16 protein-coding genes and 1 tRNA gene are annotated in these 20,757 nt (G+C 73.3%); 11 read left to right on the forward strand and 6 right to left on the reverse strand.

The features are described from left to right. Window positions 1–350: 350 nt before the first annotated feature. The 3 genes from OG245_RS18985 to OG245_RS18995 form a co-directional block, all read right to left on the reverse strand. Window positions 351–1,316 (reverse strand): DUF5926 family protein, encoded by a 966-nt coding sequence (locus OG245_RS18985; protein WP_371624690.1) that lies wholly within the window; start codon window positions 1,314–1,316, stop codon window positions 351–353. 149 nt (window positions 1,317–1,465) lie between these two features. Beyond that, entirely contained in the window at window positions 1,466–2,140 is a 675-nt protein-coding gene (locus tag OG245_RS18990; protein WP_371624691.1) for an ATP-binding protein, read from the reverse strand. Between the two features lie 94 nt (window positions 2,141–2,234). Next, complete coding sequence (locus OG245_RS18995) at window positions 2,235–3,071, reverse strand: glycerophosphodiester phosphodiesterase (protein ID WP_371627920.1); 837 nt, start codon at window positions 3,069–3,071, stop codon at window positions 2,235–2,237. A 201-nt stretch (window positions 3,072–3,272) separates the two neighbouring features. On the opposite strand from OG245_RS18995, the gene OG245_RS19000 reads away from it, so the two are divergent. The 3 genes from OG245_RS19000 to OG245_RS19010 all read left to right on the forward strand — a co-directional run bounded on the left by OG245_RS19000 (window position 3,273) and on the right by OG245_RS19010 (window position 5,626). Continuing rightward, window positions 3,273–4,961 (forward strand): S1C family serine protease, encoded by a 1,689-nt coding sequence (locus tag OG245_RS19000; RefSeq protein WP_371624692.1) that lies wholly within the window; start codon window positions 3,273–3,275, stop codon window positions 4,959–4,961. 86 nt (window positions 4,962–5,047) lie between these two features. Next, window positions 5,048–5,137 (forward strand) — tRNA-Ser (locus tag OG245_RS19005). Window positions 5,138–5,248: 111 nt separating this feature from the next. Beyond that, window positions 5,249–5,626, forward strand: coding sequence for a hypothetical protein (locus OG245_RS19010; protein WP_371624693.1), 378 nt, complete (start codon window positions 5,249–5,251; stop codon window positions 5,624–5,626). Window positions 5,627–5,752: 126 nt separating this feature from the next. Here the strand turns inward: OG245_RS19010 and OG245_RS19015 are convergent, their stop codons facing one another. Both OG245_RS19015 and OG245_RS19020 read right to left on the reverse strand, forming a co-directional pair. Further along, window positions 5,753–6,832, reverse strand: coding sequence for a hypothetical protein (locus OG245_RS19015; RefSeq protein ID WP_371624694.1), 1,080 nt, complete (start codon window positions 6,830–6,832; stop codon window positions 5,753–5,755). A gap of 181 nt (window positions 6,833–7,013) precedes the next feature. Beyond that, window positions 7,014–7,973: a bifunctional DNA primase/polymerase gene (locus OG245_RS19020; protein ID WP_371624695.1), complete on the reverse strand. Its 960-nt coding sequence runs from the start codon at window positions 7,971–7,973 to the stop codon at window positions 7,014–7,016. 335 nt (window positions 7,974–8,308) lie between these two features. On the opposite strand from OG245_RS19020, the gene OG245_RS19025 reads away from it, so the two are divergent. The 8 genes from OG245_RS19025 to OG245_RS19060 all read left to right on the forward strand — a co-directional run bounded on the left by OG245_RS19025 (window position 8,309) and on the right by OG245_RS19060 (window position 16,343). After that, on the forward strand, window positions 8,309–8,623 hold the full coding sequence (locus tag OG245_RS19025) for a hypothetical protein (RefSeq protein ID WP_371624696.1): 315 nt from the start codon (window positions 8,309–8,311) through the stop codon (window positions 8,621–8,623). Window positions 8,624–8,860: 237 nt separating this feature from the next. Further along, window positions 8,861–10,066 carry an acyl-CoA dehydrogenase family protein gene (locus OG245_RS19030; protein WP_371624697.1) on the forward strand — a complete coding sequence of 402 codons (1,206 nt, stop codon included), beginning with the start codon at window positions 8,861–8,863 and terminating at the stop codon, window positions 10,064–10,066. Continuing rightward, window positions 10,063–11,145: a bifunctional MaoC family dehydratase N-terminal/OB-fold nucleic acid binding domain-containing protein gene (locus OG245_RS19035; RefSeq protein ID WP_371624698.1), complete on the forward strand. Its 1,083-nt coding sequence runs from the start codon at window positions 10,063–10,065 to the stop codon at window positions 11,143–11,145. The genes OG245_RS19030 and OG245_RS19035 overlap by 4 nt, the downstream gene beginning before the upstream one ends. 1 nt (window position 11,146) lies before the next feature. After that, window positions 11,147–12,190: an acyl-CoA dehydrogenase family protein gene (locus OG245_RS19040; protein ID WP_371624699.1), complete on the forward strand. Its 1,044-nt coding sequence runs from the start codon at window positions 11,147–11,149 to the stop codon at window positions 12,188–12,190. Then, on the forward strand, window positions 12,187–12,615 hold the full coding sequence (locus OG245_RS19045) for a MaoC family dehydratase (RefSeq protein WP_371624700.1): 429 nt from the start codon (window positions 12,187–12,189) through the stop codon (window positions 12,613–12,615). Before OG245_RS19040 ends, OG245_RS19045 begins: the two co-directional genes overlap by 4 nt. Then, a complete protein-coding gene (locus tag OG245_RS19050) occupies window positions 12,612–13,778 on the forward strand; it encodes a lipid-transfer protein (RefSeq protein ID WP_371624701.1) in 1,167 nt (388 codons plus the stop codon). Before OG245_RS19045 ends, OG245_RS19050 begins: the two co-directional genes overlap by 4 nt. Window positions 13,779–13,947: 169 nt before the next feature. Further along, a complete protein-coding gene (locus OG245_RS19055; protein ID WP_012380021.1) occupies window positions 13,948–14,511 on the forward strand; it encodes a SigE family RNA polymerase sigma factor in 564 nt (187 codons plus the stop codon). A gap of 179 nt (window positions 14,512–14,690) precedes the next feature. After that, window positions 14,691–16,343, forward strand: a complete 1,653-nt coding sequence (locus OG245_RS19060; RefSeq protein WP_371624702.1) for a long-chain fatty acid--CoA ligase — start codon at window positions 14,691–14,693, stop codon at window positions 16,341–16,343. Between the two features lie 113 nt (window positions 16,344–16,456). Here the strand turns inward: OG245_RS19060 and OG245_RS19065 are convergent, their stop codons facing one another. Continuing rightward, window positions 16,457–20,710: a PAS domain-containing protein gene (locus tag OG245_RS19065; RefSeq protein WP_371624703.1), complete on the reverse strand. Its 4,254-nt coding sequence runs from the start codon at window positions 20,708–20,710 to the stop codon at window positions 16,457–16,459. Window positions 20,711–20,757 lie beyond the last annotated feature (47 nt).

Genomic DNA, 20,757 nt, shown 5'->3' on the forward strand with positions numbered 1-20,757 from the left:
CATGGACTGCATGGACGGCATGAACCGCCAGGGCGGCGGGGACCGCGGGGGTCGCACGGCACCGCAAAGGCGCTGACGAGGGCGGAGCTCCGGCGCGGCAGGCGGGCTTCAGGAGGGGTGCGGCGGAGCGGTGCGGCCAGCGCGCCCGGGGGTGTCACGGGGCGGGCCGGAGCCGGAAACGAAGACGCCCGGTCGCTGGCGACGGGGGATGCACCAGCGACCGGGCTTCTAGAACCGTAACAAGAGATCTGCCGTTCGCAAATTCGATCTCGCCTGTAAGGACGCCGATTTACTTGCGAGTACGGCGAGTTGTGACGCGGGTCACCGTCGGCGGCGCCCCGCCGTCACTGTCAGCTGAGGGTCACCTGGCGGTTGGTGAGACCGCCCCGGGCGCGTCGTTCCTCGGCGGTGAGCGGGGCGTCGGACGCGAGCGCCGTCGCCAGTCGCTCGGCGAACTCGACGGCGGGCTTCTCGCACGCCTCGGCCTCCATCGCGCTGGGCAGGTCCCAGACGGGGACCACGAGCCCGTGCGCCCGGAACGACCCGACCAGGCGGGTGTCGTCGCCGAGCGAGGAGGTGCCGGCGGCGTGCAGCCGGGCGAGCGCGTCGAGGAGCTGCTCCTCGGGGTGCGGCATGACCCAGCGCAGGTGGTTCTTCTCCGGGGTCTCGCACCAGTACGCGGCGTCGACGCCGGACAGCAGCGTCGTCGGGATCGCGGCGGCGTTCGCGCGCTCCAGCGAGGCGGACACCTCCGGCGTGGCGTTCTCCGCGTCCGGTACCCAGAACTCGAACCCGGAGTGCACGTTCGGCTCGAAAGTGGCGTCCGGGGCGAGCAGGTCCTGAAGGCGCGGGCCGTCGGCCGGGACACGGCGTGCGGTGACCGGTGAGCCGGGCTCGGCTTCAAGGGCGCGCTGGAGGGTGTCCGCGAGGTCGCGGCTGAGGTCGCCGGAGGAGGTGTCGTTCTGCAGGGCGAGCAGGACGGAACCGTCGTCGCGGCGCAGGGCCGGCCAGGCCATCGGCAGGACCGTCGCGAGCGTCACCGACGGAACTCCCTCGGGCAGCCCGTCCTTGAGGGTCAGTTCGACCGTGGCGGCGGGCACCAGCTCGCGCAGCGCGACCCAGTCGCACTCGCCCGCGAGTCCCTCGAAGGGGCGGTGCACGAGCTCGGTCACGGCCTGGGCGGCGGCGCGTCCGTGACACGCCTTGTAACGGCGGCCCGATCCGCACGGGCAGGGCTCACGGGCCCCGACGACCGGGATCTCACCGTCCTTGAGCTGCTGCTTCCCGGCCTTGGACTGAGGGCGCTTCTTGGCCATGGTGGGCATTCTCCCGATTGCGACAGTGCGGACTCGGCGCGAGCCTAGCCGCCCGGGGAGCCCCGCTCGTCCGCCGTACGGGCTCGGCCCCCGTCACCCGCGTGCTCGGCCCTAGTCGTCCGCGCGCTCGGCCAACGTCGTCCGCGCGCTCAGCCCACGTCGTCGAAGGCCTCGGAGAAGTCCAGCCCCTCGAACCCGGTGAGCCCGCCGATGCCGTTGGCGCCGATGCGATCGGCCCCCGAGCCGTTGGCGCCGGAGCCGTTCGGGGCGGGGCCGTTGCCGCCGATTCCGGGCGGCTTCTTCGAGGAGACCAGGGCCCAGACGGTGACCTCGCCGGACGAGTCGTCCCGTACGCCCCATTCCTGGGCCAGGGCGTTGATGATGTTGAGACCCCGGCCACCGCGTGCCGTCACCGAAGGAGTGGCCGGAACCGGGCGGGTCGGGCCGCCGCCGTCCGTGACCTCCACGGTGAGCGCGCCGGCGGTGTCCACCCGCCAGGCGGCGCGGATGTCTCCGTCGCCGACGTCGGTGTGCCGCCCCAGGGGCCTGCCGTGCCGGCAGGCGTTGCTGAGAAGTTCGGACAGGATCAGAACGGCGTCGTCGACGACCGCGTCCGACACTCCGTTGCCGCACAACTGTTCACGCATCCGGTGTCGTGCCTGCCCCACGCCGGCAGGGCCATGAGGAATGGCCATGCTCGACGACGCGGGCACCTCTTGTGCCACCACCAACGCCACCCCCGAGACCTCCTTTGCCCCACGCCACGGGTTGGATGCCCCACTGAGCTGCACCGGAAACCGGCCAACGCACTGCCGGTGACGCACTCGTAACGATTGGACGCGCACTGAGTGCGCCGGTGCACACCCTGTAACGGCCGAGGTCGGGGCCCTGGCGGCTCCTCATCCGTATTCATCCGTACTAAATGCGACCCAGTTGGGACAGAACCTGCTTCGGGCGGTTGGTGATGATCGCCTCGACGCCGAGTTCGGCGCACAGGTCGACGTCGGAAGGGTCGTTCACGGTCCACACGTGCACCCGGTGCCCCGCACGGTGCAGGCGCTCGATGTACCCGGGGTGGCTGCGCACGATCCTCATGCCCGGCCCCGCGATCCGGGCCCCGGCGGGCAGCCGTCCGTCACGCATCCGGGGCGATACGAACTGCATGAGGTAGACGGTCGGCAGCGTGGGCGCGGCGGCCTGGACGCGGTGGAGGGAGCGGGCGGAGAAGCTCATGACGCGGATCGGCGAGGGCCCGTCCGCGGGCGGATCGGCCAGCCCGAAGCGCTTCAGGAGATGCAGGAGCCGCTCCTCGACCTGGCCCGCCCAGCGCGTGGGGTGCTTCGTCTCGATGGCCAGCTGGAGCGGCCGCCCGGTGGCCCGGACCTCGGTGAAGAGTTCCAGGAGGCGTTCCAGGGTGAGTACGGAGGTGAGCTCGCCCGGCACCGGATCCCAGTCGGGCGACTCCTCCCGGTCCTTCCAGGACCCGAAATCGAGGGCGGCGAGGTCGGCGAGCTCCAGGGCCGACACGGCGCCGCGCCCGTTGGACGTACGGTTCACCCGCCGGTCGTGGACGCAGACGAGGTGGCCGTCGGCAGTGAGCCGGACATCGCATTCCAAGGCGTCGGCACCGTCCTCGATCGCCTTGCGGTAGGCGGCCAGGGTGTGCTCGGGGGCGTCGTCGGAGGCCCCGCGGTGGGCGATGACCTGGATGGAGGTGTGCGCGCTGTGCTGCCGTGCGTGGGTCACCCGCGCCATGGTGTCACCGCCGCGGGGAAGGCTGAGCACATGTCACCCTGGGGGTCCGTTTTGTCGGATGTGAAGATTGGTGTGCGGATGCACAGGTCCTGCTTACAGTGGCCCGACGTGTTGTGGGAAAAGCTGACCGCAGACACGTGCACAGCGGATTTCTTGCCGAACGCCGACTGGATGCCGAGTGGAACCGAGGAGTAAAGAGCTGTGAGCACCGAGAACGAGGGCAACGAGGGCAACGCGGTACCGGCCGTGCCGTCCGCACCTCCCGGGCCGGCCGCCACTCCCGAACCGGCGGCCGACGGAGCCGCGCCGCCGCCGGCTCCGGCCCAGGACGCCGCGCACAAGACGGCGCACGACCCCGCGCACGACACAGCGCGCCTTCCCGTGCACGACTCCGGAGCAGCCGAGGCCGCTCCGCCCGCTCCTGGCGCGGGGGCTCCGGCACCAGGAGCACCGGCGCACGCCGAAGCGCCGCGCCACGACCCCACGCACCAGGGTGCCCCGGCCTCCCCGGCCACGCCCGCGTACGCCCAAGGCGCCCACCAGACCCCGCCGCCGCAGCACTCCCCGTACGGAGCGACGCCCGGATACGGAGCGGAGCCCGGGCTTCCGCCGGGGGCCGCGTCCTGGCCGCCGCCCCCGCCCGCCGTCCCGTCGTACGCCGACGGGGGCGCCGGTCACGCGTCCGGCGGTATCGGCAACGGCAGCGGTCACGGCCCGGTCTGGGGCGCTCCGGTCCCGGCCGGATCCGGAACCCCGGGCGCCAGGAGCGGCAAGGGCCGCGGCAGCGGTCTGGTGGCGGCCGTGGCCGTCGCGGCGCTCGTCGCGGGCGGTATCGGCGGAGCCCTCGGCTTCTGGGCCGCCGACCGGAACGACGGCAACGGCGGCGGCTCGACCACCGTCTCGGCGTCGGACACCCCGAGGGACCTGAAGCGCCCGGCGGGCACGGTGGCCGGGGTCGCGGCCAAGGCGCTCCCCAGCGTGGTCACCATCGACGCGCAGGGCGGCGAGGGCGAGGGCGGCACGGGCACGGGCTTCGTGTACGACAAGGAAGGCCACATCCTCACCAACAACCACGTCGTGGCGTCCGCCGCGGAGTCCGGCGAACTGTCGGCGACCTTCTCCGACGGCAAGAAGTACGCCGCCGAGGTGGTCGGCCGGGCGCAGGGCTACGACGTGGCCGTACTGAAGCTCAAGAACCCGCCCGCGGGCCTCGCCCCGCTGCCGCTGGGCAACTCGGAGGGCGTCGCGGTCGGCGACTCGACGATCGCGATCGGCGCGCCCTTCGGACTCTCCAACACGGTCACCACGGGCATCATCAGCGCGAAGAACCGCCCGGTGGCGTCCGGGGACGGCTCCAGCAACAAGAACTCGTACATGAGCGCCCTCCAGACCGACGCCTCGATCAACCCGGGCAACTCCGGCGGCCCGCTGCTGGACGCGACGGGCGCGGTCATCGGCATCAACTCCGCGATCCAGTCGACCGGCGGCGGCCTCGGCCAGTCCCAGGCGGGCTCCATCGGCCTCGGCTTCGCGATCCCGATCAACCAGGCCAAGAACGTCGCCGAGCAGCTGATCAAGACCGGCAAGCCGGTCTACCCGGTGATCGGCGCGACGGTCACGATGGAGGAGAAGACGGGCGGCGCGGCCATCTCCGCCGAGGGCGCGGGCGGCACCCCCGCCGTCACCCCGAACGGCCCGGCGGCCAAGGCGGGCCTGAAGGCCGGCGACGTGATCACGAAGTTCAACGACACCGTGATCGACAGCGGCCCGACCCTGATCGGCGAGATCTGGACCCGCAAGCCCGGCGAGAAGGTGACCCTGACGTACGAGCGCGACGGCAAGACGGCCACGGCCGAAGTCACCCTGGGCCAGCGCGAGGGCGACAGCTGACCGGCTAGGCTGTCCCACGCGTCGAACCGGCCCCACACGGGCCTGACGGCCCATCGGCTTGCACAGCGACCGGACCGCCGACGCGGGGTGGGTTGCCCGAGCGGCCTAAGGGAACGGTCTTGAAAACCGTCGTCGCAGCGATGTGACCGTGGGTTCAAATCCCACACCCACCGCCAGGAGTAAGGCCCCCGACCAGGAAACTCGGTCGGGGGCCTTACGCGTGCGCGTCGTTCGCCGGGACATCAAAGGGGGTGATTCCCCGGGGCATTGGTCCGTAGCGTCGTCGGATGTTCGATTATCTGGAGATCGGTGTACTGCCGCGAGGGCGCCGGTTTCCGCCCAGTCTGCGGATCCTGGTCAATGGCGAGGACGTGGTGGCGGGCGCGGTCGGTGAGACAGGCCGGGGGCCGTTCGTCGCCGATGTGCTGCCGGCCGGGGGCCCCGGTCTGCTGTGGGCGACCGGCGAGGCTCGGCGGGTGGAGTTGGGGGAGCCGGAGTGTTCCGGAGGGTGCTGCGGGTTTCTGACCGTGGTCGTTCAGCGTCTCGGGGGCATCGTGCAGTGGTCGGGCTGGGAGGTCCCGTACACGGAGGACGCCCCGCCGGAGTTCCACTTCGACGCCGATCGGTACGACGCCGAGCTGCGCCGGGTGGCGGCTGTCCGGTGAACGCGCTGGGCGGCGGCCGGGGCGGGCATGACCCGGTCCGGTTACGCCGCCGGGAACGGCCGGAGTGGTGTCCCTTCTCGGGGTGGGGCGGAGCGGGCTCGCTCTGGTGGGGGCGGGCCAGCGGTCTCAGTCCGCGGAGACCGGTTCGAGCGCGCCGAGGACGGCGGGTGCGTCCTTCCGGTGCGTGACGACGAGGACCGGCACGCCGTTGTCCTCGCACTCCACGACCACCGCCCGGCCGTCGTAGTCGGGGCGGCCCCTGGGGTCCGTCAGGTACGGCGGGCGGACGCGGATCGGGGTCAGGGTGCGCGGGGCGGCCTTGCGGTGGAAGGCGCCCGTGGGGTCGGGAGTCGTGGCCAGGACGCCGGGGCCCGCGACCAGGTAGCCGGCGTGGTTCGCGTACGGGACTTCGCCCATGATCAGGCCGGGGAAGCACGCCTCCTCGGTCAGCACGGACAGATGCACCGCGATCGTGTCGTCGCCGCGATGGCGCCGGTTCAGGAACGGGGCGGCCAGGGCGCAGAGCGCCAGGACCACCACGCCGGCCACGCCTGTCAGGTGCAGGGCGTCGCCGATGTCGTCGCTGTTCCAGGCAGCCGCCGCGCCGAACAGCGTCAGGAACATGCCCCCGGTGATCGTCAGACCGACCTGCCAGGTGTACGCCCGGGGCGACCTCCTGCTGCTCCAGGCGGTCGCGGCCGCGGCTGTCAGGAGCATCGCCGCGAGGATGCCGAGGACCAGGCCGATGGTGAGGGGCAGCCGGAAGGACTCGCGCGGGTCCGCGTTCGTGTAGCGGCGGTCCGGCCCGAAGTCGACGTACCGGATCTGGTCCTGCCAGTACGTGACCTCGATGCTCGCTCCCGGGCGGGCGGCCGGAAGCCGTTTCAGATCGCTCTTGATCGTGGTGCGCGTGGACGTTCCGTCGGCCTCGGTCAGGTACACCCGGTACGACGTGGTCTTGCGCCCGGTCTCCCTCTCGGTGCGGTCGAGCACCGCGGCGACCGTTCGCAGGCAGTCGGAATCGCTTCCGCCGGGGGCCGTGCACGCGGGCGCCGCGGTGAAGGCGCGCCCGTCGTCGCGGGCGTCCGGCGTGGTGAGGAGCAGCAGCCAGGCCGCCACCAGGGTGAACAGGATGCCCGCTGCCAGGTAGGCGCGTATCGGCCCACGGAGGGCAGGGGCTGCCTCATGGCTCGGGGTCGGGATCACCTCCGCATTCTGTGCCGGTGGGAGCGGAAGCGACATGGGGGATGTCCGCAGGTTCTGGGGCTGCTTCCTGCCGGGATTCGGCAGTGGCCGCAGGCCCCGGCGGCGGGAGCCGTGGCCTTGGCGGCGGGAGCCGTGGCCCCGGTGGCGGGGAGTCGCCGGCCCCCTTCTCGGCGACACCCCGTCAGGCCGCGCCGTCGTGCTCCTCGCCCCGCCCCGAGGTCAGCCGTGCCGCCGAGGCGATCGCGGCGCGGGCCTCGTGTTCCGGCAGTCCGGTCCGGACGGCGGCGGCGGTGAGCGCATCCGCCAGGGCGTCGCCGAAGCCGTGCTCGTAGGCGCGGCAGGCCGCCCAGAACAGGCGGGTGTTGCGCTGGCCCTCGTGGGCGGCCAGCACGAACTGGACCAGGCCCTCCCCGCGACGGGCCGCGGCCGCCGGTGCGCCGGGGGCCGAGCCCGTGCCGGGGGCCGAGCCGGACGCGGTGCCGGAGGCCGGGCGCGTACCCGTGCGGGCGGCCCGGCCGGGCGGCGGGGTCAGGAGGCGGAGCAGGGCGCGGGGGCAGGGCGCCGGGGCGAGGTGGGCGGTGCCGGGGGCCAGGCGGTAGCGGCCGTGGGCGGTGACCGAGCCGGGGCCGACCAGATAGCCGCCGCTGCCGCGGACGTCGATGCCCGGGGCGAGGCGGCCGGCGGAGTTGGGGACCGTGGCGTCGGCGGGGCCGGTCAGCCAGAGGTGGCGGCCGCCGCTCGGGGTGAGCACCGTGACCGTCGGCGGGATGGTGAACAGGTGCTGGAGGGCCAGCTGCCGCAGCGCGCCCGCCGCGTCGCTGCCGTACGCGGGGTCGACGTCCAGGTCGATGCCGATGAGGCGGTGCGGGGCCCGTCCGCAGGCGATGCCGTAGCCACTGGCCCGGGGCGCGGCGGCGAAGAGGGCGCGGACGGCCGCGGGGTCGGTGGTGGCGTCGTGCACGCCGTGTCCCGGCAGCCCGCACTCTCCCCGGCAGTGCGCCGGGCGCTGCTCCCCGCGGTGCGGCGAGCGCAGCGCGGGGAGCTTGGTGGCGGAGAGCGGGAAGACGGGGAGGCCGCGCCCGGCGGCGGCGAGGGCGTGGGCGAGGGCCAGGGTGGGGGTCTGCCGGTCGGTGGTGGCCATGGCACTATTTTCGTACACATGTTCGAAGAAGGGAAGAGGGGGAGGTCTGGGGTGGGGCGAAGGTGCTCGGGGAGGGGCGGGTGACGGAACGCTTCTCCTCGGGCGCGCCAACGGGTCGCCGTGACCATCTCGCTGACCTGCGCATGCGCACGACTCGGGAGGTTTATCCGCTCTTCGTCATACGTGAGAGGGAATCGGGAGGTGGTGAGGGGTTCTCCGGGGGCGCGCTGGGCAACTCTGGTCTCGCGACGTTGTGAACAGCACCGGGGTGGTCGGCCAACTCCCCCGGGACCAGCCGAATATGAAGCCGCAATTCCGTTCCTGGAGGAAATGACATGGCAAGTATCCGTACCGCTCGTGCCCTCGCCGCTGTCGCTGCTCTGCCTCTGACCGTCGCGCTCTGCGGCGGGGTGGCCATGGCGGACAACGGCTCCTTCGCGAACGACGGATCGAACGCGGCTGTGGCGACGGTCGACGGCAGTGGCGTCGGCGGCATCAACACCGGCAACTCGTCCACCACCCAGCAGCAGGCGGTCGGGACCGGTGCGTCGAACCAGAACACGTCCGCCCAGGTGAACGACTCGGCCTTCGTGCCGATCGACCAGTCCGACCACAGTGTCGCGGTGAACTTCACGCCCATCTTCTGGTGATCGCCCTCGGTTGACGCGGCCGTCGGGACCTCCCGGGGGGTGGGTCCCGACAGCTCGAACGGCAGCCCGCATGAAGGCACTTCGGTGTCCTCGTGCGGGCTGCCGCCGTCTTGACAGGGGTCCATATCTGACGGACAGTCAGAAACGTCGGAACGCGGGCCACCGGTCGCCGGGTACGCCGGTCGCCGGACGGGAGCGCTCCGGCTTTTCCGTATCCGCAGCTCTGGAGGCCCCTCCGTGCATCTCGCTCCGACGGAACGCCAGCAGCGGCTCCGCGCCGAACTCCGTGCGTATTTCCGCGCGCTGATGCCCGCCGCGACGGACGGAGATACGGGCGCGGAGAAGGGCCGGGGCGGCGGGGACGCCGGGCCGGACGCGGGCGAACAGCGGCGGCTGCTCCGCCGGATCGGCGCCGACGGTCTGCTCGGCCTCGGCTGGCCCGAGGAGTACGGCGGCCGGGGCCGGGGCCCCGACGAGCAGTTCGTCTTCTTCGACGAGGCGTACCGGGCCGGCGCCCCGGTCTCCATGGTCACGCTCAACACCGTCGGCCCGACCCTGATGGCGTACGGGACCGAGGAGCAGAAGGCGTACTTCCTGCCCCGCATCCTCACCGGCGACCTCGTCCTCGCGATCGGCTACAGCGAGCCCGGGGCCGGTACGGACCTGGCGGCGCTGCGGACCCGTGCCGTGCGGGACGGCGACGACTGGGTCATCGACGGCCAGAAGATCTTCACCAGCAACGCCCAGCAGGCGGACTGGATCTGGCTCGCCTGCCGTACGGACCCCGAGGCCCCCAAGCACCGCGGCATCTCGATCATCCTGGTGCCCACGGACTGCCCCGGCTTCTCCTGGACGCCGATCCGGACGGTGGGCGGGGTCACCACCACCGCCACCTACTACGACGGCGTACGCGTCCCGGCCACGAACCTCGTCGGCGCGGAGAACCAGGGCTGGCGGCTGATCACCAGTCAGCTCAACCACGAACGCGTCGCCCTGGCCGCGATCGGCATGCAGGCCGAGGACTTCTACGAGGAGGCCCTGGCCCATGCCCGTACCTCCGACCCCGTGACCGGGAGGCGCCGGATCGACGAGCCGTGGGTGCGCGCCCGGCTCGCGGAGGCGTACGCCCGTCTTGCGGCGACGCGCCTGCTGAACTGGCGGCTGGTCGACGCCGTCGGCGCCGGAGCACCCGCACCCGGAGAGGCCAGCGGGGTGAAGTTCGCGGGCACCGAGAGCGCCGTCGAGGTCTACCGGATGTGCCAGGAGGCCGTCGGCGACGCCGCCCTGCTCCGGGGCGGTTCTCCCGGCTGCTTCGGGCCCGGCGGTGAGCTGGAGCGGATGAACCGCGCGGCGCAGATCAACACCTTCGGAGGCGGCGTCGGCGAGGTGCAGCGGGAGATCGTCGCGACGGCCCGGCTCGGGATGGCCCGGGGCAAGCGATGAGCGGGCGTGAGCGTGACGGCAGGCAGGGTGACGGCGGCCGGCAGCACCACGACGGGTGGCCTGGTGGCGGCCGACGGCTGGACGGCAGCCGGGAGCAGGACAGCCGGGAGCCTGACGGCAAGGGGTCCGACGGCGGCCCCCGGGAGCCCGACGGCCGGGACCTGCTGTTCGAGCGGCTCGCCGCCTACGAAGGCCGCGCCGCCGCCGCCGGGGGAAGCGGCAAGGACCCGGTCAACGAGCCCATGATCCGGCACTGGTGCGAGGCGATGGGCGACACCTCGGCCGCCTACCGGGGCCCGGACGCCGTCGCCCCGCCCACGATGCTCCAGGCGTGGACGATGGGCGGGCTCTCCGGGCACACGGACGGCACGGGGCGCTCCGCGGCGTACGACGAGATGTTCGCCCTGCTCGACGGCGGCGGCTACACCTCCGTCGTCGCGACCGACTGCGAGCAGGAGTACGCGCGGCCGCTGCGTCCCGGCGACCGGATCACCTTCGACACGGTCATCGAGTCCGTCTCCCGGCGCAAGACGACCAAGCTCGGCACCGGCTATTTCGTCACCACCCGCACGGACGTCCGCGCCGAGGGCGAACCCGCCGGAACGCACCGCTTCCGCATCCTCAAGTACCGCCCCGCACGGCGGGAGAGGCCCGTCGCCCCTCCGCAGCGCCCCCGGCCCGTGATCAATCGCGACAACGCCGGATTCTGGGCGGGAGTCGCCGAACACCGGCTCCTCATCCAGCGCTGCACCGGCTGCGCGACCCTGCGCCTGCCCTGGCTGCCCGGATGCAACGCCTGCGGCTGCGCGGAGTGGGACACGGTCCGGGCGGGCGGGGAGGGAACGGTCTTCAGCCATGTCGTGATGCACCACCCGCCGTTCCCCGCCTTCGGCCCGTCCGGCGAGGGCGGACCGTACGCCGTCGCGCTCATCGAGCTGGCCGAGGGCGTCCGCATCGTCAGCAACGTGATCGGTGTGCCGTACGACAAGGTCCGCGTCGGCATGCCCGTACACCTGGAGTTCCTCGTCGCGGACCCCGACCTGGAACTACCGGTCTTCCGGGCGAGCGAAGGCGGTTGAGATGGAGTTCACCCCGAGCGAGGAGCAGTCCGCCGCACAGGGACTGGCAGCGCGCATCTTCGACGACCTGTCCACGCACGAGCGGCTGACGGCGGCCGGCACCGGCACCGACGCGGAGCTGTGGAAGGAGCTGTGCGCGGCCGGACTGCCCGGCGCGGTCGAGGACATCGGGCTGCTCGGCCTCGTCCTGCTCCTGGAGGAACAGGGCCGGACCACCGCCCAGGTCCCGTTCGCGGCCACCTGTGTGTACGGGCTGCTCGCGGTCGCCGGGCACGGGACACCGGAACAGCGCGAGCGCCTGCTCCCCGGTCTGCGCGACGGTACGGAGGTGTCGACGGGCGCCTTCCCGGCGCGGGGCGGCGTACACACCTCGGGCGGCGCCCTGTACGGGGCCGTGCCCTGGGTGCCCTGGCTGCGCGACGCCACCCGGGTGCTCGTGGCGGACGACGACCGTGCCCTGTGGATCGTCGGGGCCGGCGCGCCGGGCGTGGCGGTGGTGCCGGTGGAGACGACCGCGCCCTGGTCGGCGGGTCGGCTGGTTCTCGACGGTGTGCGCGGGGAGCGTCTGGGGGACGGGCCGGAGGCGTACGCGGCCGTCCTCGCCACGGCCCGTACCGCGTTCGCCGGACTCCAGGCCGGGGTGTGCGCGGGCTCACTGGCCCGAGCGGTCCAGCACACCGTCACCCGTGAGCAGTTCGGGCGTCCGCTCTCCACCAACCAGGGCGTCCTGCTCCGTGCCGCCGACGCCCACATGGACACCGAGGCCATCCGGGTCACCGCGTACGAGGCGGCCTGGCGGCGGGACGACGGGCGGGAGTACGGGGCAGCGGCGCTGACCGCCGCCTGGTGGGCCTCGGAGGCGGGCAAGCGGGTCGTCCACGCGGTCCAGCACCTGCACGGCGGCACCGGCGCCGACCTCGACCACCCGGTCCACCGGCACTTCCTCTGGGGCCGCCAGCTCGACGCGTATCTCGGCTGCGGCAGCGAAGTCCTGGAAGAGCTGGGCCTGTTGTTGGCCGCCGGCCGTCAGGAGGACGCGTCGTGACATCCGCCCACCGCGTCGGCGACGAGCTGCCGCCCCTGGACATCCCCCTGACCCGGACCCTGATCGTCGCCGGGGCCATCGCCTCGCGCGACTACCAGGACGTGCACCACGACCCGGACCTGGCCAGGGAGAAGGGCTCCCCCGACATCTTCATGAACATCCTCACCACCAACGGGCTCGTCGGTCGCTACATCACCGACCACTTCGGCCCGGCCGCCGTCCTTTGCAAGGTCGCGATCCGCCTCGGCGCCCCCAACCACCCGGGAGACGTGCTGCGGTTGACCGGACGGGTCACGGAGCTGACCGGCGCGGGGCCCGCACTCGCGACGATCGCCGTCACCGGTGACAACGGCATCGGCCGCCACGTCACCGGCACGGTCACCGTGGCCCTCCCGGCCCCGGACGACGAAGGGTCCGGAACATGAGCATCCGCAGGGCCGACTCGCTCGGCGGGAAGGCCGCGATCGTCGGCATCGGGGCCACCGAGTTCTCCAAGGACTCCGGCCGCAGCGAGCTGAAGCTGGCCGTCGAGGCCGTCCGCGCCGCCCTCGACGACGCGGGCCTCACCCCCGCCGACGTGGACGGACTCGTCACCTTCACCATGGACACCAGCCCCGAGATCACCGTCGCCCAGGCGGCCGGCATCGGCGAGCTGTCGTTCTTCTCCCGGATCCACTACGGCGGCGGCGCGGCGTGCGCCACCGTGCAGCAGGCCGCGCTCGCGGTGGCGAGCGGGATCGCGGACGTCGTCGTCTGCTACCGGGCCTTCAACGAGCGCTCGGGCCGCCGCTTCGGCTCCGGCGTCCAGCGCCGCGAGCCGACGGCCGAGGGGGCGGCGCTCGGCTGGAACCTGCCGTACGGGCTGCTCACCCCGGCCTCCTGGGTGGCGATGGCGGCCCAGCGCTACCTGCACACGTACGGCCTGGAGCCGGAGGTCTTCGGGCACGTGGCGGTGGTCGACCGGCGCCACGCGGCGCGGAACCCGGCGGCGTACTTCCACGGGAAGCCGATCACGCTCGCCGACCACGCCGCCTCCCGCTGGATCGTGGAGCCGCTGCGTCTGCTGGACTGCTGTCAGGAGACGGACGGCGGTCAGGCCCTCGTCGTCACCAGTGTGGAGCGCGCCCGCGACCTGCCCCGGCCGCCCGCCGTCGTCGTCGCGGCGGCCCAGGGCGCGGGCCGGTCGCAGGAGCAGATGACGAGCTTCTACCGGGACGGGCTGACGGGCCTGCCGGAGACCGCCGTGGTCGCCCGGCAGCTCTGGCGCAGCTCCGGGCTGTCCCCGGCCGACATCGACGTGGGCATCCTGTACGACCACTTCACACCGTTCGTCCTGATGCAGCTGGAGGAGTTCGGTTTCTGCGGGCCCGGCGAGGGCGGGGCCTTCGTCGCGGCCGACGCCCTGCCCCTGAACACCCATGGGGGTCAGCTGGGGGAGGCGTACCTCCACGGGATGAACGGCATCGCGGAGGCCGTCCGGCAGATCCGGGGGACTTCGGTGAACCAGGTGGCCGGGGCGGCGAGGTCGCTGGTCACGGCCGGTACGGGCGTCCCGACGTCGGGCCTGGTCATCGGCGCGGACGGCTGAGCGGCGAGGCCCGTGCCCGGAGGCTCTCGGGGGTGGACCCCTACGGCCGGGCGGAGGCCCGTCCACCTTCAGGAGGTGCAGGGTGCACACCCCCTACAACCTGAGGCGGACGAGCCTTCGGGACCTGGGGGCGATCCCCTCGGCGGTGCCCGCTCCTAGCGTTGAGTACATGACCACGCCAGTCTGCACGGGCGCCTCCAGGGCGGCCTCTGCCACCGCCGCCGGCCACCCCCACGCGCCCTACGCGTCGTTCTCCTCGTACGTACGGGCCCGGGGGCCGGTCCTGCTGCGCACCGCGCGCTCGCTCACCGCGAACCCGTGCGACGCCGAGGACCTGCTGCAGACCGCGCTCGCCAAGACGTACGTCGCCTGGGAGCGGATCGAGGACCACCGCGCGCTGGACGGCTATGTCCGGCGGGCGCTGCTCAACACCCGCACCTCGCAGTGGCGCAAGCGCAAGGTCGACGAGTTCGCGTGCGAGGAACTGCCCGAGCGGGAGGCCTTTCCGGCGCCCGACCCGGCCGAGCAGCAGTCGTTGCACGACGCGATGTGGCGCGCGGTGCTCAAGCTCCCGGACCGCCAGCGCGCGATGGTCGTCCTGCGCTATTACGAGGACCTGAGCGAGGCCCAGACGGCGGAGGTGCTCGGCGTGTCGATCGGTACGGTCAAGAGCGCCGTCTCCCGCGCCCTCGGCAAGCTCCGCGAGGACCCGGAGCTGACGCCTGTCCGCTGATCCGGATGGCCCGGCACGCTCCCTCAGGAGGCCCTGACCTGGTCCTGACCTGGATCCGAGCAGGGGTTCCCGGCAGGTGTCCCCGACAGATATTTTCGCGCGAGTAGTGACATACCGCTTGGTATGTGCGCAGAATCAGCGGAACCTTACTGCCGCGTAGCGCCTACCGGGAGGACGCCGTGCTGAGCACCATGCAGGACGTACCGCTGACTGTCACCCGCATCCTGCACCACGGGATGACGATTCATGGGAAGTCGCAGGTCACGACCTGGACCGGCGAACCCGAGCCGCACCGTGTCACCTTCGCCGAGATCGGCGCACGCGCCACCCGGCTGGCCAACGCGCTGCGCGACGAGCTGGGCGTCGACGGCGACCAGAGGGTCGCGACGCTCATGTGGAACAACTCCGCCCACGTCGAGGCCTACCTCGCCATTCCCTCCATGGGCGCGGTGCTCCACACCCTCAACCTCCGGCTGCCGCCCGAGCAGCTCGCCTGGATCGTCAACCACGCGGACGACAAGGTGGTGATCGTCAACGGCTCGCTGCTGCCGCTCCTCGTGCCGCTGCTGCCCCACCTGCCGAGCATCGAGCACGTGGTGGTGTCCGGCCCCGGCGACCGCTCCGGCCTCGCCGGCGTCACGCCGCGCGTGCACGAGTACGAGGAACTGATCGCGGGCCGCCCCACCACGTACGACTGGCCGGAGCTGGACGAACGCCAGGCCGCGGCCATGTGCTACACCTCCGGCACCACGGGCGACCCCAAGGGCGTCGTCTACTCGCACCGCTCGATCTACCTGCACTCGATGCAGGTCAACATGACCGAGTCGATGGGGCTGACCGAGAAGGACACCACGCTCGTCGTCGTGCCCCAGTTCCATGTGAACGCCTGGGGGCTGCCGCACTCCGCGTTCATGAGCGGCGTCAACATGCTCATGCCGGACCGCTTCCTGCAGCCCGCTCCGCTCGCCGACATGATCGAGAGCGAGCGCCCGACGCACGCCGCCGCTGTTCCCACCATCTGGCAGGGACTGCTCGCCGAGGTCACCGCCAACCCGCGCGACCTCACCTCCATGGCCAACGTGACCATCGGCGGCGCGGCCTGTCCGCCCTCCCTGATGGAGGCGTACGACAAGCTCGGCGTCCGGCTCTGCCACGCCTGGGGCATGACGGAGACCTCGCCGCTCGGCACCATGGCCCACCCGCCCGCCGGCCTGACCGCCGAGGAGGAGTGGCCGTACCGGGTCACCCAGGGCCGCTTCCCGGCCGGGGTCGAGGCGCGGCTGGTCGGTCCCGGCGGCGAGCACCTTCCGTGGGACGGTGAGTCGGCCGGTGAGCTGGAGGTCAGGGGCCCGTGGATCGCCGCCGCCTACTACGGCGGCGCCGACGGCGAGCACCTGCGCCCCGAGGACAAGTTCAGCGAGGACGGCTGGCTGAAGACCGGCGACGTCGGTGTGATCAGCGCGGACGGCTACCTCACCCTCACCGACCGGGCCAAGGACGTCATCAAGTCGGGCGGCGAGTGGATCTCCAGCGTCGAGCTGGAGAACGCGCTGATGGCCCACCCGGATGTCGCGGAGGCGGCCGTCGTCGCCGTGCCGGACGAGAAGTGGGGCGAGCGGCCGCTCGCGACGGTGGTGCTCAAGGAAGGCGTCACCGGAACCGACTACGAGGCGCTGAAGGAGTTCCTCGCGGAGTCGGGCATCGCCAAGTGGCAGCTGCCGGAGCGCTGGTCGGTGATCGCCGCCGTACCGAAGACGAGCGTCGGCAAGTTCGACAAGAAGGTGATCCGCAAGCAGTACGCGGAAGGCGAGCTGGACGTCACCCAGCTCTGAGGCTTCGGTTCCTCTTCTGTTTCACGTGAAACAGGGCGGGGCGGGACGGGCGGTACGGGACACCCGTCCCCGTGCCCCGTACCGCCCCACCCTGTTCTGCTTCCCGCGTCCGTCTAGTTGGTGCCGATCTTCGCCAGCAGGTCGACGATCCGCGACTGGACCTCGTCGCTGGTCGACCGCTCCGCGAGGAAGAGGACGGTCTCACCCGATGCGAGCCGCGGCAGTTCTGCCCGGTCCATCCCGGCCGAGGTGTAGACGACCAGCGGAGTGCGGTTCAGCTGCCCGTTGGCCCGCAGCCAGTCGATGATTCCCGCGCGCCGGCGGCGTACCTGCATCAGGTCCATCACCACGAGGTTCGGCCGCATCCGGCCCGCCAGGTCGACGGCCTCGCTGTCCGTCGAGGCACGCGCCACCTGCATCCCGCGCCGCTCCAGGGTCTGCGTCAGCGCCACCGCGATCTCCTCGTGCTCCTCGATCAGGAGCACCCGCGAGGGATGCTGTTCGCTGTCGCGGGGGGCCAGCGCCTTGAGCAGGACGGCCGGGTCGGCGCCGTACGCCGCCTCCCGGGTCGCCTGCCCCAGACCGGCGGTGACCAGCACCGGGACCTCGGCCGCTACGGCCGCCTGGCGCAGCGACTGCAACGCGGTACGGGTGATGGGGCCGGTCAGCGGGTCGACGAAGAGCGCTGCGGGGAACGCGGCGATCTGGGCGTCGACCTCCTCGCGGGAGTTCACGATCACCGGGCGGTAACCCCGGTCGCTGAGCGCCTGCTGGGTCGGTACGTCGGGTGCGGGCCAGACCAGCAGCCGACGCGGGTTGTCCAGCGGCTCGGGCGGCAGCTCGTCGTCGACCGGGTGCGGGTGCGGCCGGTTGGCGACCTCGACCGCGCCCCCGGGCCCGTCCAGCGGCTCGGGACCCTCGGCGCCCTCGTCGGGCGCCCCTATGGCGTACGCGCGCCCCTCCGCGACCGGCGGCGCGAGCAGTTGCCCCTCGCCGTAGGCGGCACCGGGCCCACCGTGCAGCGGCTGACCGGGCTGACCGGGCTGACCGGCACGGCCGGACTCCTGCGCCTCGACCGGGCCCTGGTCCGGCCCGTGGCCCTGGCCCTGGTCCTGCGGATGGGTGCGGGTCTGGTTCTGCTGCGGTCCGGCCGCCTGCCCGGGGCCCGTCGGCTGCGCCGGACCCGGCCGGTCGTCGGCGGTCCGGGCCGCGGCGCGGTCGTCCTCCGGCGGCGCGGCGAGCTTGCGGCGCCGGCCGGCCCCGCCGAGGCTCTGGTGCGGCTGGTTCTGCTGATGCGCGAGGTGCTGGGCGAACGGCACGCCCTGGCCCAGCGTCCGCACGCTGAAGGCCCTCCCCTGCGTCGAGTCGGGGTTGCTGCCGTCCGGCATCGGCTCCTCGGCCGGCAGGGGCTGCCGCCGTGCGCCCGGGGCGCTCGCGTCACCGTCGGCCGGGTGCGCCACCGGATCGGCGACGGCCGCGACGCCGGTGGTGTGGGCGGTCCGCCCGGTGCCGGGACGAACGCTCGGCCCGGCGTCGGGGCGGGGGCTCTGCCCGGTGTCGGAGGGGACGTTCTGCCCGGTGTCGCCCCACGGTACGAGGTCCGGCGCCGGGCTGCCCGGAACCTGCGGTACGCCGCCCTCGTGCGGGCCGGGAGCCCCGGGGGCGGGGGACACCGCTCCGGGGGCGTGGGGCGCGTGGCCCGATTCGGGCGCGGCCGGGAAGCCCTGCCCGGAGGTCCCGTCCGTCTGCGGGCCGGTGTGCGTCGGGGCGACGGGGTGCGCCTGCGGAGGCGGGTGACCGGCCTCCGGTGCGGTACGCGCGTGGTGCGTGCCCGCCCCGTCGCCGGGGGCCGCCGGGGCGTCGGGAGCGAGCGGCGCCCGGTCCGCGTCGGCCGGGGGCAGCGCGAAGGCGGTACGCGGCCCGGCCTCGGCAGCGGTGCGTTCCTGCGCGGCGGCCAGCGCACGCCGGGCCCGCCGTCCCCCGGGCTGCTGGGACTGCTCCGGACCGGGGTGACCGCCATCGCCTTCGGTGCCGCTGTTGCCGCTGTTGCCGTTGCTTCCGGAGGCGAGGGCGGGCAGGGCGGGGCGGGCGGGCTCGCCCTCGCGACGGGCCCGCCGTCCGGTGGGCGGTACGGGCTGCTGCGGGTCCACCGGGACGCCCTGCGGCGGCACGGTCTGCCCGAGCTGCGGGCGACCGCCGCCCTGGGCGTTCTCGGCCGCGGTGACGACCGACCCCTCGGAAGGAGCGCCGGGCGCCGCGGACGGGGCGGAGGTCAGGGCCAGCGCCCCCCGCTGCGGCGGCTGGGGCTGTTCGCGTACGGCGGGCCCGGCGTCCGCCGGAACCGTGCCCGGGGCCGCCTCGGCCGGGCTGGGACGGCCGCGCCGACGCCCGGAACCCTCGCCCTGCTGGGCCGGGATCAGCTCGGGGGCCTGCTGCTCCTCGGGCGCGGCCGGTCCACGGCGCGCCCGCCGCCGCCCGGTCGGCTCGGCGGCCGGACGGTCATCGGGAGCGGGAGCGGCGACACCGACCGCGTTGTCGCCGACGCTCTCCGGCGTACCGCCGGGGCTGCCCAGGAACGCGTCGGTGGAGGACCTGCGCGCCCGGCGCCGGCCGCCACTGGTGACGCCCGGCGCTCCCAGCCCTTCGGGCGAGGAGGCGACAGGGGGAGGCTCCGGCAGCAGGGCGTTGCCGTCCGTCTCCGGGGGCGCGATCGTGCCGGACGCGGTGCCGATGGGCAGGTCGAGCACGTACGCGCTGCCGCTCATGCCCGGCATCTCGTGCGTTTGGAGGACCCCGCCGTGCGCCCGGACGATGCCGCGCACGATCGGCCCGTGCACCGGGTCGCCCCCGGCGAACGGGCCGCGCACCTCGATCCGTACGACGTCACCGCGCTGGGCGGCGGCCACGACCACGGTGGAGTCGACATAGCCGCCCCCGGGCACGGCCCGGGTCTTGCCGGTCGAATCGACGCCGCAGACATCCGCGACGAGGTGGGCGATGGCGGTCGCGAGCCGGGGCGCGTCGACCTCGGCCTCGATCGGCGGGGCGTGCACGGCGAACTGGGCGCGCCCGGGCCCGATCAGCTCGACCGCCCCGTCGATACCGCCCGTGACGATGCCGTCCACCATCGCCGGGGCCTTGTGCAGCCCCTCCGCCCCCGCGTCCAGGCGCTGGTACCCCAGCACGTTGTCGACGAGCGTGGTCATCCGGGCGTACCCGGCGGCGAGATGGTGCAGGATCTGGTTGGCCTCGGGCCACAGCTGCCCGGCCGGGTCGGAGGCGAGCGTGGACAGCTCGCCGCGCAGCTCCTCCAGGGGCCCGCGCAGCGAACCGCCGAGGACGGCGGTGAGCTGGGAGTGCTGGGCGCCCAGGGAGGCGAGCAGCTCGGCCTGACCCTCGATCTCGGCGGCGTACCGCTCGCTGCGGTCGGCGAGTTCGGCGGCGTGGGCCTCCTTCAGCGCCTCCAGTTCGGCCGCGTGCGCCTCCTTGAGCGCGGCGACCTCGGCGGAGTGGCTCGTGGTCAGCTCGGCGACGACGCTCTCGTGCTGCGCCGACAACTCCTCGTACGGCCGGCGGTCGGTGAACGTCATCACCGCGCCGACGAGCTGGTCCCCGTCCCGTACCGGCGCGGTCGTGAGGTCCACCGGCACCTGCGCGCCGCTCTTGGACCACAGCACCTGCCCGCGCACCCGGTGCTTGCGCCCGGACTTGAGGGTGTCGGCGAGCGGGGAGTCCTCGTACGGGAACGGCTCGCCCTCCGCCCGTGAGTGCAGGATCAGCGGATGCAGCTCCTGGCCGCCGAGGTCACTGGCCCGGAAGCCGAGGATCTGCGCGGCGGCCGGGTTGACGAGGACGACGCGCCCTTCGGTGTCCGTGCCGACGACGCCCTCGGAGGCGGCCCGCAGGATCATCTCGGTCTGCCGCTGCGAACGGGCCAGCTCCGCCTCGGTGTCGACGGTGCCGGAGAGGTCCCGCACGACGAGCATGAGCAGCTCGTCACCGGTGTAGCTGGAGTGGATGTCGTTGTACGCGGCCTGCCCGCTGTCGAGGCTCGCGCTGGTGACCTCGACCGGGTACTCGTGGCCGTCGGTGCGCCGCGCGGTCATCCGCGTCGGCTTGGTCCTGCCCTGCTCGTCCGCAGCCTCGGGCCGGCGCATCGAACCCGGGATCAGCTTGGAGTCGAACTCCGGCAGCAGATCGAGCAGTCCGCGACCGACGAGCGCGGTGCCCGGGGTCTCGAACATTTCGAGGGCGATGGCGTTGGCGTTGACGACCGTGCCGTTGCAATTGACGAGCAGAAGCCCGTCAGGAAGGGCATCGAGTATGGCTGCGAGGCGAGCAGTGCCTCGGGATGGCCTGCTGCTCACGACGACGCTTCCTCCCTGATTACCGCACCTTGCCGACAGCGGGCCCC

Source organism: Streptomyces sp. NBC_01116 (assembly GCF_041435495.1).
Classification (GTDB): Bacteria; Actinomycetota; Actinomycetes; order Streptomycetales; family Streptomycetaceae; genus Streptomyces.